Annotated in this window: 12 protein-coding genes and 3 tRNA genes; all 15 read left to right on the top strand. The window is 56.9% G+C overall.

All coding sequences use genetic code 11. The features are described 5' to 3' along the window. Positions 1–238 precede the first annotated feature (238 nt). Positions 239–892, top strand: coding sequence for a UvrY/SirA/GacA family response regulator transcription factor (uvrY, locus tag ACFE0K_RS10365; RefSeq protein WP_434535991.1), 654 nt, complete (start codon positions 239–241; stop codon positions 890–892). Positions 893–963: 71 nt separating this feature from the next. After that, positions 964–2787, top strand: a complete 1824-nt coding sequence (gene uvrC / locus ACFE0K_RS10360) for an excinuclease ABC subunit UvrC (protein ID WP_434535990.1) — start codon at positions 964–966, stop codon at positions 2785–2787. Between the two features lie 200 nt (positions 2788–2987). Then, a complete protein-coding gene (gene pgsA, locus ACFE0K_RS10355) occupies positions 2988–3587 on the top strand; it encodes a CDP-diacylglycerol--glycerol-3-phosphate 3-phosphatidyltransferase (RefSeq protein WP_084573356.1) in 600 nt (199 codons plus the stop codon). A 162-nt stretch (positions 3588–3749) separates the two neighbouring features. Next, positions 3750–3825: transfer RNA gene (locus ACFE0K_RS10350), tRNA-Gly, on the top strand. Positions 3826–3879: 54 nt separating this feature from the next. After that, a tRNA-Cys gene (locus tag ACFE0K_RS10345) sits at positions 3880–3953 on the top strand. Positions 3954–3975: 22 nt separating this feature from the next. After that, a tRNA-Leu gene (locus tag ACFE0K_RS10340) sits at positions 3976–4061 on the top strand. A 236-nt stretch (positions 4062–4297) separates the two neighbouring features. Then, entirely contained in the window at positions 4298–7969 is a 3672-nt protein-coding gene (locus tag ACFE0K_RS10335; protein ID WP_434535989.1) for a response regulator, read from the top strand. 18 nt (positions 7970–7987) lie between these two features. After that, positions 7988–8851: a CheR family methyltransferase gene (locus ACFE0K_RS10330; protein WP_434535988.1), complete on the top strand. Its 864-nt coding sequence runs from the start codon at positions 7988–7990 to the stop codon at positions 8849–8851. A 13-nt stretch (positions 8852–8864) separates the two neighbouring features. After that, a complete protein-coding gene (locus ACFE0K_RS10325; protein ID WP_297763632.1) occupies positions 8865–9347 on the top strand; it encodes a response regulator in 483 nt (160 codons plus the stop codon). A 32-nt stretch (positions 9348–9379) separates the two neighbouring features. Then, positions 9380–9925, top strand: a complete 546-nt coding sequence (locus ACFE0K_RS10320) for a chemotaxis protein CheB (protein WP_434535987.1) — start codon at positions 9380–9382, stop codon at positions 9923–9925. A 7-nt stretch (positions 9926–9932) separates the two neighbouring features. Beyond that, positions 9933–11069, top strand: coding sequence for a response regulator (locus ACFE0K_RS10315; RefSeq protein ID WP_434535986.1), 1137 nt, complete (start codon positions 9933–9935; stop codon positions 11067–11069). Between the two features lies 1 nt (position 11070). After that, positions 11071–12573, top strand: a complete 1503-nt coding sequence (gene gspE, locus ACFE0K_RS10310; RefSeq protein ID WP_434535985.1) for a type II secretion system ATPase GspE — start codon at positions 11071–11073, stop codon at positions 12571–12573. Between the two features lie 15 nt (positions 12574–12588). Continuing rightward, positions 12589–13809 (top strand): type II secretion system inner membrane protein GspF, encoded by a 1221-nt coding sequence (gspF, locus tag ACFE0K_RS10305; protein WP_434535984.1) that lies wholly within the window; start codon positions 12589–12591, stop codon positions 13807–13809. A gap of 8 nt (positions 13810–13817) precedes the next feature. Then, positions 13818–14243: a type II secretion system major pseudopilin GspG gene (gene gspG, locus ACFE0K_RS10300; RefSeq protein WP_434535983.1), complete on the top strand. Its 426-nt coding sequence runs from the start codon at positions 13818–13820 to the stop codon at positions 14241–14243. A 1-nt stretch (position 14244) separates the two neighbouring features. Further along, the coding region (locus tag ACFE0K_RS10295; protein WP_434535982.1) for a prepilin-type N-terminal cleavage/methylation domain-containing protein at positions 14245–14436 on the top strand (192 nt) is incomplete at its 3' end.

Raw genomic sequence — 14436 nt, 5'->3', positions numbered from 1 at the left:
GCGTCAACGCGACCAATGGCTAATAATTAACGGTTTGTGCCCGTGCAAGATTGGGCAATGACTTGGCAGATCGACGCTTTGCATGGATGCTGAACAAGTAATAATGGAAAATATCCGCTATGGCGTGAGATATGTCATCGTTTGTTAACAAGTCCCTATGCATGCGGGTGCACAGAAGCTACCCTTCGTGCCTTACTGAAAAAGAAGTGGGTAAAGGAATTACCCGGGGGAAGCAGTAATGATCAAAGTATTGGTAGTGGACGACCATGATCTGGTCAGAACCGGCATTGCCAGAATGCTGGATGAAGTGGAAGGCTTGCGGGTGGTTGGCGAAGCCAGCTCCGGTGAGCAGGCAGTGCAGATGGCCAAGGACACAGTGCCGGATGTGGTGCTCATGGACATCAAGATGCCGGGCATCGGTGGTCTTGAAGCCACCCGTAAATTGTTGCGCGTGGACGAGGGTATCCGTGTCATCGCCGTGACCATGTGTGAGGAAGAGCCCTTTCCCTCCCGTTTGATGAAGGCCGGTGCCGCTGGCTATATGACCAAGGGAGCGGACCTGGAAGAAATGGTCCGCGCCATCAAGATTGTCACCACCGGGCAGCGTTACATCAGCCCGGAAATTGCCCAGACCATGGCGCTCAAGCCCTACACCGGCGATGATGCCTCCCTGCTGGATATGCTCTCAGAGCGTGAGTTGCAGATCATGATGATGATCGTCAACTGCCACAAGGTGCAGGATGTGGCCGATAAGCTTTGCCTGTCTCCGAAAACCGTCAATACTTACCGTTACCGCATATTCGACAAGCTCGGCGTGACCAGCGATGTGGAAATGGCGTTGCTGGCTGTGCGTCATGGCATGCTGGATGCGGTGGAGAACACCGTTCCCTGAACGCAAAAGGGAGTAACAGGCCGGCCGAAGCTGTTACACTTTTGGTGCAGTAGCTGGCCGAGACCTATCCCTTGTCAGAGTTCGACCCCCAACACTTTCTGGATCATTGCGCCCGCAAGCCGGGCGTTTATCGCATGCTCGATGAGGGCGGCGATGTCCTGTATGTGGGCAAGGCGCGCAATCTGCAGGCGCGCCTGAGCAGTTATTTCCAGAAAAACATCACCAGCGCGAAGACCCGCGCTCTGGTGGCCCGTATCGCCAGTGTCCAGACGACCGTCACAGGCAGCGAGGCAGAAGCGTTGTTGCTGGAACAATCGCTGATCAAGGAACTGCGGCCGCCCTATAATATTCTGCTGCGCGACGACAAATCCTATCCCTATATTCGTATCACCTCCGCGGACCGGTTCCCGCGCATCACCTTTCATCGCGGTAGCCGCCGCAGCGGCAGTCACTATTTTGGCCCTTACCCCAGTGGCGGCGCGGTACGAGAAGCGCTTTCCCTGGTGGAAAAAGTCTTTCAGGTGCGCAATTGCAGCGACAGCTACTTCCGCAATCGGACCCGGCCCTGCCTGCAGCATCAAATCAATCGTTGTACTGCCCCCTGCGTCGGCCTGGTCAGCGAGGAAGCCTATGCCCATCAGGTGAAACTGGCCATGGACTTCCTTGATGGTCGCAGCCGGGAAGTGGTCGAGCAGCTCAGTGCGGAAATGGATGCCGCGTCCCAGTCTCTGGATTTCGAGCGGGCCGCCATCGTGCGCGACCAGCTGGCGGCGATTCAATCTGTCCAGCAGAAGCAATACGCGGAGACCGGTCAGGGCAATCTGGATGTGGTGGCCATCGATAGTCGTCACGGCCTGGCAGTGGTGGAGGTGCTGATGATTCGCGGTGGCCGAATTCTCGGCCATCGCACCTTTCGCCCGGATACCCGTGGTGAAGAGGACCAAAACGAAATTCTGGAAGCGTTCCTGGCTCAGTATTACCTGGGCGACCGGGAAGATCCGGTGCAGCCCCAGGAAATCCTGTTGGGGCTGGAGCCTGCCAGTGCGGAGGCGTTGCAGCAGGCATTGAGTCGTCATTGGGGCAAGAAGGTCCGTCTGGCCTGGCGAGTCAGGGGCGAGCGGGCTGCCTGGATTGACATGGCTCAGACAAACGCCCAGCAATCCCTGGCAGCAGAACTGGCGGCCCGCGAGCACATGGAACAGCGTTTTCTGGCTCTTGAGGCGTTGCTTGGGGCGGATGAGCCGGTGCGTCGCATTGAGTGTTTTGATATCAGCCACACTCAGGGTGAGAAAGCAGTGGCGTCCTGTGTGGTTTTTGATCAACAGGGCGCCAGGAAAACCGACTACCGCCACTTCAACGTGGCGCCGGCCCATGCCGGCGATGACTACGAAGCACTGGAAGAAGCGGTGCGACGCCGCTACCAGCGGGTGATCAAGGAGCAGGGCAGGTTGCCGGATCTGTTGTTGATCGATGGCGGCAAGGGGCAGATGCAGCGCGCCTGGGATGTGGCGCAGGAGCTGGGGTTGCAAGACCGCGTGCGGGTAATGGGCATAGGTAAGGGGCCCAGCCGGCGACCAGGCTTTGAAGTATTGTATTTGCCTGATGGGCAGGAACTGGTGCCGGGGCCATCCCATTCTGCGTTGCACCTGCTGCAACAGGTTCGCGATGAGGCCCATCGGTTTGCACTAACTGGCCATCGCGCCCGGCGCGGCAAGACCCGCAAACAGTCCTCCTTGGACGAAATTCCCGGTATCGGCCCGAAGCGTCGCAAGGCGCTGCTGACCCATTTTGGCGGCCTCAAGCAGTTGCGCAACGCCTCCGCCGGAGAGCTGGCGCGGGTGCCGGGGATCAATGCCCAGATGGCGCAAACCCTTTACGATTGGTTCCACGACTAGGCCCCGATCGCAAATCGGCAATGAGTCACAGTCGGCTTTCCGTTATACTGGTGCTTTCGGCCTGTTAGTGCCCGCGGTGTTCCGGTTCCGCGAGTGTTGAGGCTGGCCATGCGCTGTGTTCGTGCCGCTCTTCATGCTTTTTTCAGGTATGCGACGGCCGAGCAGCGTATCAACAGGCCCTTATTTTGGCGGTAGTGCATATGCAGAAAACGAGCCCGATCCTGAATTTGCCCAATATTCTGACCATGATCCGTGTATTGGCAATTCCCGTTCTGGTTCTGGTGTTCTATTTGCCGTTCAAGTGGAGCGATATGTGCGCGGCGGCCCTGTTTCTGGCAGCGGGTGTGACCGACTGGCTGGACGGTTACCTGGCACGGCGCCTGAATCAGACCAGTCCTCTGGGGGCGTTTCTGGACCCGGTGGCGGACAAGCTGATCGTCGGGGTGGCTCTGGTGATGCTGGTACAGATCCATGCCACTGCCTGGCTGGCAGTGCCCGCCATGGTGATCGTTTCCCGGGAAATTGCAGTGTCGGCCCTGCGTGAGTGGATGGCAGAACTGGGGCAGCGGGGCAGGGTGGCGGTCAGCCAGCTCGGCAAGATCAAAACGGTGACCCAGATGACAGCCATTACCCTGTTGCTGGCTCAGAAACCCGGCTTCGATGCGTTTGGCGATATCGTTATGACTCCCTGGCTGTGGCTCAGTTATGGCCTGTTGTATCTGGCTACGGCGCTGACGCTTTGGTCCATGGGCTCCTATCTGCGCGCGGCAGCCCCCGAGTTACTGAAAAGCGGGGACTGAGTCGACTGCGGCAGCCTGCCTGGTACTGAGGGCCGTCCCGAATCGAAGATTTTTTAGTCAAAGTGCTGAAAAATCAGAAAAAACACGGAGCCCGGCTTGACAGTGAGAGGGCGATGAGTAGAATTCTTCCCCGCAACGAAGCATGATTCGGGGCAGAAAAAAGCGGGAATAGCTCAGCTGGTAGAGCACAACCTTGCCAAGGTTGGGGTCGCGAGTTCGAATCTCGTTTCCCGCTCCAAGTTTTCGAAAACCTCGGTTCCGCCGAGGTTTTTTCTTGGTAAACCAGTTTAAAGGCGCGGTGGCAGAGTGGTTATGCAGCGGACTGCAACTCCGTGTACGCCGGTTCGATTCCGACCCGCGCCTCCAATTATTGACCTGCACGGTCACCGCCCGGGTGGCGAAATTGGTAGACGCAACGGACTTAAAATCCGTTGACCTTTGGTCGTGCGGGTTCAAGTCCCGCCCCGGGCACCAGCTTTTACCCTTCCTGTTATCCCCTTCATCTCCAGCATCCCTTGCCATCACCGCTAGTCGGAAATAATTTCAGCCAAATCAACCACCTGGTTACGCAACTTCAGGCACTTTATTGCCGTGTTGCCAGGCTTTCTGGTAGCCTCACACTTTAGTCTTAGCCTGGATCGCGGATTCAGGCTTAGCCCTTTCGGGGGGCACTGAGAACAAAAAGCCGGAAAGGCGAGAGGGCTATCTGAATGAACTGGTTCCAGAACCTGTCTGTGCGGCTGAAGATTCTGTCTGTGGCCGGACTGGGTATTGTGTTGTTTGTGGTCTATGCGGCCTACAGCTTCTACATTGCCGAAACCAATATTGATCACCTGAAACGGATCGAAAGTCAGGACTTCCCGGTTCTGGAGCTGGTCAACGCCAACAATGTGGATTTCATTGCGATCAGTGAATCCTTTATTGCAGCCATTACTCAGGCCGATCCGGATCTGTTGCAGGAAGCGCAGAGTCGTGCCGCCGAGTTTGAGCAACGGTTGGCGGATATCCGCCGTACTGACCCCAGTCTGTCGGGCAGCGTTGAGGACTTGCGCAGTAGTTTCAGTGCCTACATCGGTGAGGCCACCACGTTGGCGCGCAGCCTGATCGACAACGATACGGCTTCCGATGATCTATACCAGCGCATCAGCCATGTTCGCAGCCTGCAGGATGCTTACGAGACGCACCAGAAAGCGTTTGAGAAACAGCGTTACGAGGCGTTTCGTGAAACCCTGAATTCCAGTCGTTCCGACAATCTCAGCACCCAGAAAATCGGCCTGTTTCTGGGCCTGGTTGCCTTTACCTTATTGGCCCTGATTGCCCTGCGTGTGACCCGTGCCATTACCTTGCCACTGGAAGGCGCGGTGAACGCGGCCGACAATATTGCCAATGGCAAGTGGGATACCAAGATTGAAAAGGGTGGCCGTGACGAGACAGGGCACCTGCTACACGCCATTCGCAAGATGCGTGACTCGCTTATAAAGCGCCACACCGAGGATCGCCGCCAGGAAACCATCAAAAATCATCTGGCGGAGCTCAACAATCGCATGCGCGGTGAGATGAGCTTTGAGCAGCTGGGCAACAATATGCTCAGTTTCCTGGTGCCGGTGCTGGAAGCTCAGGTGGGGGCGTTTTACAGCTTTGACCCGTCCACCGAGCAGCTCACCCTGAGTAGCTCCTATGCCATGCAGCGGCGTAAACATCTGGCCAACACTTTCAAGCTGGGCGAGTCCCTGGTGGGGCAGTGTGCGCTGGAGCGTAAAAGCATCCTGCTGGAACAGGTGCCGGAAGATTACATCAGTATCGCTTCCGGAACCGGCGCCGGGCAGGCTCGCAATGTGATGGTGATGCCGGTTGTCCATGATGATGAGATCAAGGGCGTGCTCGAAATCGGGGCTTTCCGCGAATTCAGTGACGAAGACCTGACATTCCTGGAGCAATGCGTGTCTGTGATTGCGGTGTCTGTGCACAGCGTGCAAAGCCGCATGCGTCTCGCGCAAATGCTGGAACAGACCCAGGAACAGGCCGTGGCCCTTGAACGGCAGAAAGAAGAGATGGCTCAGGTCAATGAAGACCTGGAAGAGCAGGCCATGGAGCTGTCTGCCTCGGAATCACGCCTGCAGCAGCAGCAGGAAGAGCTGAAGGCGATCAACGAAGAGCTGGAATCACAGACCCAGGCTTTGCGCGCCTCCGAAGAGAGTCTGCAGGCTCAGCAGGAAGAATTACGCGTTACCAACGAAGAGCTGGAGGCTCAGGCGCGTTTGCTTACCGAGCAGAAGAGCGAGATGGCGCAGAAGAACGATGAGCTTGAGCTGTTGCGCCATGAGCTGGAAGACAAGATCCGTGAACTGGAAATGTCCTCCAAGTACAAGTCCGAGTTCCTCTCCACCATGAGCCACGAACTGCGGACACCGCTTAACTCGATCCTGATTCTTTCCAATGCACTGGGCCAGAACAAGAAAGGCAATTTGGATGACAAACAGGTAGAACATGCCCAGGTGATCCATTCTGCCGGTTCGGACCTGCTCAGCCTGATCAACGATATTCTCGATATTTCCAAGATCGAGGAAGGCAAGATGGATGTGATCATTGATGACCTGTCCCCGCAGGAAATTGGTGAGCATTTCCGGCGAAACTTTGCCCATGTGGCGGAAAGCCGCAATCTGGATTTTCATGTCAATCTGGGCGACAACCTGCCGGCGTACTTCTACACCGACCGTCAGCGCCTGGAGCAAATCATCAAGAATCTGCTTTCCAACGCCCTGAAATTCACCGAGCAAGGGTCGGTGACGCTGACTATCGCCCGCCCGGAGGAAGACGAGTCGCTACCTTCCCGTCAGCTCCTGCGTGACCAGACCATCAAGTTTGCGGTTACCGACACAGGTACCGGCATTGCGGCTGAAAAACAGAAACTGATCTTCGAGGCATTCCAGCAAGCCGATGGCACCACCAGCCGCAAATATGGCGGCACCGGTCTGGGCCTGACCATTTCCCGGGAACTGGCACGCCTGCTGGGCGGCGAGATCAGTCTTTACAGTGACGGGGAAGGTACGGGTTCTACCTTCATGCTGTATCTGCCGGAAGGCTCTGAGGAGTCCATGGAGGCATCAGCCGGCGGTGTGCCACAGGAAGCGGACATTGGCACTAATGCGGAAGCGCATACCGCTCCACTGACGCATGCCGAAACGGGTCGGGATGATTTCGTTGTGCGCGAAAAAACCGTACTGATCGTCGAGGATGACAGTGAATTCGCCAACGTACTGCTGGAGTTGGCTGCCGATTATGGGCTGGAAGGGCACATCTGTTCCGACGGCGAAGCCGCGCTGGAATACGCCAGCCACTACCGCCCCAGTGCCATCATTCTGGATATCGGCTTGCCCGGCATTGATGGCTGGGAGGTCATGGAGAAGCTCAAGGCTGACCCGCGCACCAAGGATATTCCCGTACATTTCCTGTCCGGACGGGATGAGCGCAAGAAAGCGCTTGAGCTGGGTGCCATTGATTTCCTCACCAAACCGGCCAAGCAGGATGACATCCTCTCTGCCTTTGCCAAGATTGAAGGCGCCATCGAAACCAATGTACGCCGTCTGCTGGTCGTTGAAGACAGTGAAATCCAGCACGAGAGTATCCGTGAGCTGTTCGATCAGAAAGGAGTCGAAATTACGGCTGCAACCAGTGGTGAGGAGGCGCTGAAGGCACTGCGCGATACCGTTTTCGACTGCATGATTCTGGATTTGACCCTGCCGGACATGAGCGGTTTCGAACTGCTGGAAACCCTCCATGCCAGTGAAAGCTATGACAGCGTTCCGGTGGTGATTTACACCGGCAAGGACATGACCCGCGAAGAAGAAGCGAAGCTGCGTAAATATGCTGACCGCATCATCCTCAAGACGGAACGCTCCCACGAGCGGCTGCTGAATGAAGCGTCCCTGTTCCTGCACTGGCTGGAGTCCACGCTGCCGGCCAACCGTCGTCCCAGCACGGATGCCATCGAGCACCGCGACGATATTTTCGAAGGTAAGCAGCTGCTACTGGTGGATGATGATATGCGCAACATTTATGCGCTGTCGGCCCAGTTGGAAGAGCTGGGTTTCGCTATCACCATTGCCAACAATGGTCGTGAAGCACTGGATGTTCTGGAAGAGCACCCGGATATGGATATCGTGCTGATGGATATCATGATGCCGGAGATGGATGGCTATGAAGCCATGACACATATCCGCGAGCAGGCCCGCTTCCAGAAACTGCCGATGCTGGCACTCACCGCCAAGGCCATGAAGGACGACCGGGCCAAATGCATTCAGGCGGGTGCCAACGATTACTGCTCCAAGCCGATTGATATGGCAAAACTTACCTCGCTGTTGCGGGTTTGGCTCCACAAGTAGGCCCTGGAGGATCAATGAATGGCTGAGCCGTACCCCATCGATGACGATGAGATCAATGTGGAGGATATCGAGATCCGGCTACTGCTGGAGGCTATCTACCAGATGTACGGGTACGATTTCCGCTCCTACAGCAAGGCCTCCATTCGTCGCCGGGTCATGCATCGGGTGACCATGTCCGGTTTCGCCTCGATCATGGAAATGACCGACAAGGTGCTACGAGACCGGCCGTTCTTCGTGACCCTGCTCAACGATCTCACCGTCAATGTGACCGAGATGTACCGGGATCCGGAGTTCTACCGGGCCTTCCGTGAGGACGTGGTGCCGGTATTGAAAACCTTCCCCTTTATCAAGATATGGCATGCCGGTTGCTCCACCGGCGAGGAAATTTATTCCATGGCCATCCTGCTGGAGGAAGAAGGGCTCTACGACCGCGCCATGATTTATGCCACTGATATTGACAAGAATGTGCTGGCATCCGCCAAAAAAGGAATCTATTCCATTGAGGCGGTAAAACAGTATGGTGACAATTATCGCCGGGCGGGGGGGCGACATTCCCTGTCGGATTATTTTACCGCGCGCTATGACAGCGTGATTATGGAACAGCGCCTCAAGCGCAACATCGTTTTTGCCGACCATGACCTGGCAACCGACCAGGTTTTTGGTGAAATGCACGTTATCCTGTGCCGCAATGTGCTGATCTACTTTGATCGTGCCCTGCAGGCCCGTGTGATTCGCCTGTTCAGTGACAGCCTCGACATGGGCGGCTATCTCTGCCTGGGTACCAAGGAAAGCCTGCGTTTCAGCGGCCAGGAAGAGACCTTTGATGTGATCAACACACCGCTGCGGATTTTCCGCAAGCGGCAATTACTTCACCACGCATGACTAGAGACAACCGATGATAGAGCAGAAGCTGCTACTCGTGGATGACCAACCCGCCAACCTGGTGTCGCTGGAGGCAGTCCTGGAAGGCGAGGGGCGTACCCTTATCAAGGCGCATTCCGGCCAGGAAGCCTTGAAGGTTCTGCTTAAGGAAGATATTTCCCTGGTGTTGCTGGATGTGCAGATGCCGGGCATGGATGGCTTTGAAGTTGCAGAATTGATGCGTCAGCGAAAGGATACACAGACCATCCCCATTATTTTTGTGACTGCCATCAGCAAGGAAAAGAAATACGTCTTCAAGGGCTACCAGGCCGGGGCGGTGGATTACCTGTTCAAACCCCTGGACCCGTTGATTCTCAAGAGCAAAGTGGATTTCTTTCTCAGCCTGGATAAACAGCGGCGCGAACTTCAGGAGAAACTGCGCGAAGCACAGGCGCATCGTGCTGCCTACGAAGCCGGCAAAACCCAGCGCGGGGAGGGCAGCGGTAACTCATCGTGATTAACAGGATGGGGCCGGTAAAGGCGATTGTCATGGGGGCCTCCTGGGGAGGCCTTAATGCGTATACTCGCATCCTGTCGGCGTTGCCGGCCGACTTTCCGGCTGCGATCCTGCTGGTTCAGCATCAGCATGCCAGCGCGGAAAATCGGTTGCCGTGGTTGCTGGCCCGTTATTGCCAACTGCCAGTGATCGCGCCGGAGGACAAGGAAGAGATACAGCCTGGCTGTGTCTATGTGGCGCCACCGGGGTATCACATGCTGGTGGAGGAGGATGAGACGTTGGCCTTTTCAGCAGGAAGGCCCGTACTCTTTTCTCGCCCATCGGTAGATGAGCTGTTTCTTTCCGCGGGGGCGGTTTACGGAACACAGCTTGCCGGGGTTATTCTTACCGGCGCCAATGAAGATGGTGCAAAAGGAATTGACTATATTCACCGTCGTGGCGGGTTCACCATTGCCCAGTCACCGGTAAGTGCAGAAGCACCGGCCATGCCCGAAGCGGCAATAAAAACAGGTGCGGTTTCCAGAGTGCTCGACCTTGAAGCAATCGGGCCCTTTCTGGCAGAACAGGTTGCAGGGTAGTAGACCTATGAAGCAAAACATTTTGGTTGTGGATGATCACAGGGAAAATCTTATCGCCCTTGAAGCAATTCTCGACGGGGAAGGGCGTAACCTCGTTATGGCACAATCGGGTAACGAGGCACTCTCGCTGGCGCTGAAGTATGATTTTGCGCTGGTGTTGCTGGATGTGCAGATGCCGGAAATGGATGGCTTTGAAGTCGCCGAGCTGATGCGTAAGAACAACAAAACCCGCCATATTCCCATCATCTTCGTCACTGCTATCTCCAAAGAGCAGAAATACGTGTTCAGGGGCTACGAATGTGGCGCGGTGGACTATCTGTTCAAGCCCATCGATCAGAAAATACTGGAAGCCAAGGTCAATGTGTTTCTTGAGCTGGACCGCCAGCGAAAGAAACTGCAGCAGGCAGTGGTGCAGATGAAACGCCTGAAGGACGAAAACGAGCGCCTGCTACACGCCCTCGGTGAGGCCCTGATAGGAGCGGATGCCCGCGGCAAGGTGTCTTTCTGCAATGAGGCGGCCTGTGCCCTGCTGCGCCGCCCGCGTGATGAATTGGTGGGTAAGGACATTGCGGCGCTGATCTTCAATGATGATACCGGCAAGCGTCGTTGGGAGTGGAAGGAATCACCGTTGCGACTGGCCTGTCAGCAGGGCGAAGGCTGGAAAAACGAACACAGCTTGTACACACAGGATGAGGACGGGCTGGTAGCCTTGTCGGTGCGCGGTAACGCCATCAACGATGATGCCGGCAATTTTACCGGTGTCGTCATTGTGTTGCGTAAGGCTGACGACGAAAATGATGTGAGAGACAGCCGCAAGGACCATCGCCGCCACCCGCGCAAGAAGCTGTTTCGGGAAATGGTGGTGTTCGATCGCAGCACCGGTGGTAACGTGGGCCGCCTGATGAACATCAGCCTGGACGGGTTCAAGCTGTTTACCCGCCGTGAGCTTCCCCATGGTGAGGTATTACATATGGGAATGGTGTTGCCGGATCAAATTGCCGGGGTCAACACGATCAGCTTCGATGCCCGGGTGGTATGGTCGGAAATTCTGGATGCTCCCGGGGAATACCAGGTGGGTTTCCAGTTCATGGAACTGACAGAGATCACGGCTAATGTGATCGAGAATCTGATGGACAAATACTGAAATGAACGAGCACATCGAGACGCCGGAAAATAAAGACCTTCCCCCGTCGCTGCTGCCCTATGGGTTTGCCCGGCGCTACGGTGTGCTGTTGCGTGAAAAGGATGGCAACCGCGAGTTGTGCTACCGAAAGGATGTGCCGCTGTCAGCGCTTAGTGAGGTCCAGCGTTATATAGGTCGGCTGCCGGCGCTGGTACCCATGGATGATGCAGCTTTTACTTCTGCCATGGCCATCGCCTATGAGCAGCAGCGCGGCGCCGCCGCAGAGGCAGCCGGTGATTTGGAAGGGCTGGATCTGGCCAGTCTCGCGGATTCATTGCCAGAAACCTCCGATTTGCTGGAACAGGAAGATGATGCGCCGATTATTCGGCTGATCAATGCCCTGTTGCAGGAAGCGATCCGCGAGGATGCCTCCGATATCCATATTGAAACCTTCGAGCGCCGCTTGGTGGTTCGCATGCGGGTCGATGGGGTATTGCGCGAAATACTCACCCCGAAACGGGAGCTGGCGCCACTACTGGTGTCGCGCATCAAGGTAATGGCCCGACTGGACATCGCCGAGAAGAGGATTCCCCAGGACGGCCGTATCTCCCTGAGAATCGGCGGCCGGGACGTGGATGTGCGGGTGTCCACCATGCCGTCCAGTAATGGGGAGCGGGTGGTGCTGCGTCTGCTCGACAAGCAGGCAGGGCGATTGCAGCTGTCCCATCTGGGCATGGGCGAGGTGTGCGACAAGCACATGCGCGAGCTGATTCATAAGCCTCACGGCATTATCCTGGTCACCGGGCCTACCGGGTCCGGTAAGACCACGACGCTGTATGCCTCACTGGCGGATCTCAACGATAGCACCCGTAACATTCTCACCGTGGAAGATCCCATCGAATACAAGCTCGAAGGTATTGGCCAGACTCAGGTCAACACCAAGGTGGATATGACCTTTGCCCGCGGGCTGCGCGCCATTCTTCGACAGGATCCGGATGTAGTGATGGTGGGTGAAATCCGTGACCTGGAAACTGCTGAAATTGCCGTGCAGGCATCACTGACCGGTCACCTGGTTCTGTCTACGCTACATACCAATACTGCCGTGGGCGCCATGACCCGGCTGCAGGATATGGGTATCGAGCCTTTCCTGCTCTCCAGTTCCCTGCTGGGGGCGCTGGCGCAACGGCTGGTGAGAGTCTTGTGTGATGACTGCAAGACCCCGTACCAGCCCAGCGCCAGCGAATTGAGAATGATGGGGTTGCCGGAAGACGAATCCTGTACGCTCTATCATCCAAATGGTTGCGATGCCTGTAACCAGCAGGGCTACCGCGGGCGAACCGGCATCTACGAGCTGGTACTGATTGATGAAACCATGCGCCAGCTTATCCATGACCAGGCAGGCGAACTGGCATTGAACCGACACGCCCGTACCCTCACCAGTGGCATCCGCGAGGATGGCTGGCGTAAAGTACTGGCTGGACACACCAGCGTGGAAGAAGTATTGCGTGTGACCCGCGAAGACTGACCGGACCCCTGATCCATGCCTGCATTCGAATACCGATCCCTGGATCACAGGGGCAAAATCAAGAAAGGCACCCTGGAAGCCGACAGTGCTCGCCAGGTGCGCCAACAGCTCCGTGACAAGGGCTGGGTCCCCATTGAAGTCAACGAAGCTCAGGACAGCAGCAGTTCTGCCGGCCTGGGGCGCTTTTCCGGTTCCGGCAAGCTCAATGGCGCCGAGCAGGCATTGTTGACCCGCCAGCTCGCCACGCTTCTCAAATCCGGCCTGCCCGTAGAGCAGGCCCTGTCGGCGGTGGCCAAGCAGGCTGCCAATGACCGTATCGAACGGATTATCCTGGCGGTTCGCGCCAAGGTTCGCGAGGGCTTCAGCCTGGCCCACAGCTTCGAATCCTTTCCCCGGGCTTTCCCGGAAATGTACCGGGCCACGGTGGCAGCAGGCGAGCAGAGCGGCCATCTGGAACAGGTCCTGGAGCAATTGGCCGATTATCTGGAAACCCGCCATGACACCGGGCGCTCGGTGGCCCAGGCAATGATCTATCCGGCCTTTATCATGGTGTTTGCCACCATTGTCATCATGCTGATGATGACCTTTGTGGTGCCCAAACTGGTGGCAGTATTCGAAGGCCGTGAGCAGACGCTGCCGCTATTAACCCGCATTGTCATGGCGCTCAGTGATTTTGCCCGCGACTGGGGCTGGCTGCTGATTCTGCTCCTGATCGTCGCGGTTGTGGCTTTCATGCGGGCCATGCGCGACCCGGCATTCCGCCTGCGGGTGCACCGCAGGCTGGTGACCATGCCGATGGTAGGCACCATGTTGCGGGCTGCCGACAGTGCCCGCCTGGCCAGCACCCTGGGGATTCTCGGTCGTTCCGGGGTGCCCCTGGTGGATGCCCTGTTTATTGCCGCCCAGGTGGTCGGCAACCTTGAGGTGAGAAACGCGGTCAAGAATGCCGCCGCCAAGGTCCGCGAGGGCGGTAGCCTGAGCCGGGCCCTGGATGCCAGCGGGTATTTTCCGCCCATGCTGGTGCAGATGATTGCCAGCGGCGAAGCCAGCGGTGAGCTGGATCATATGCTCACCCGGGCCGCTGATTATCAGGAACGGGAATTGAGTAGCACGGTCAATACTATGGTGGGCCTGCTGGGGCCCATCATGCTGCTGTTTATGGCGGGCGTGGTGGTGCTAATCGTGCTGTCGGTCATGTTGCCCATCATGCAGATGAACAATTTACTAGCGGGATAGGTGGAAGAATGAAAACGAAAGGTGCTATGTCGGGGTTTACCCTGCTGGAAATTATGGTGGTAGTGGCCATTATCGGCCTGCTGGCTGCGGTCATCGTGCCCAATGTGATCGGCCAGGGTGAAGGGGCCAAAGTGGACCTGACCAAGGCCAACATGGGCAAGATTGTCCAGCAGCTGGATCTCTACAAGTTCAACAACGGCAGTTACCCCACCAGTGAAGAAGGCCTCAATGCATTGGTTGAACGCCCGGCGTCTGCCCGCAAATGGCCTGACGGCGGTTATCTGTCCAGCGTGCCCGAGGATGCCTGGAATAATGATTATGTCTACATCAGCCCCGGTGTAGACGGGCCCTTCGATCTGCTCTCTCTGGGTGCCGATGGGGTAGAGGGTGGCGAAGGTACCGATGCGGACATCAACTGGCGCGACATTCAGTAAGATGCGCTTGCGCTCCGTCGCTCAGGCCGGATTCACACTGCTGGAAATCATGGTGGTGGTGATGCTGATGGGGCTGCTTACGGCGGTGCTGGTGTCCCAGGGTAACTGGACCAGCGACGACCGACACCTCGAAGAGGAGGCGGCCCGCCTGGAAGACCCCCTGGCCTTGCCCAATGGTAGCAGCCTGTTCTCC

The organism is Alcanivorax sp., assembly GCF_051117345.1.
In the GTDB taxonomy this organism is placed as follows: domain Bacteria; phylum Pseudomonadota; class Gammaproteobacteria; order Pseudomonadales; family Alcanivoracaceae; genus Alcanivorax.
Note: the sequence above shows the minus strand (reverse complement) of the source record. Positions and strands in the feature narration are given on the sequence as shown.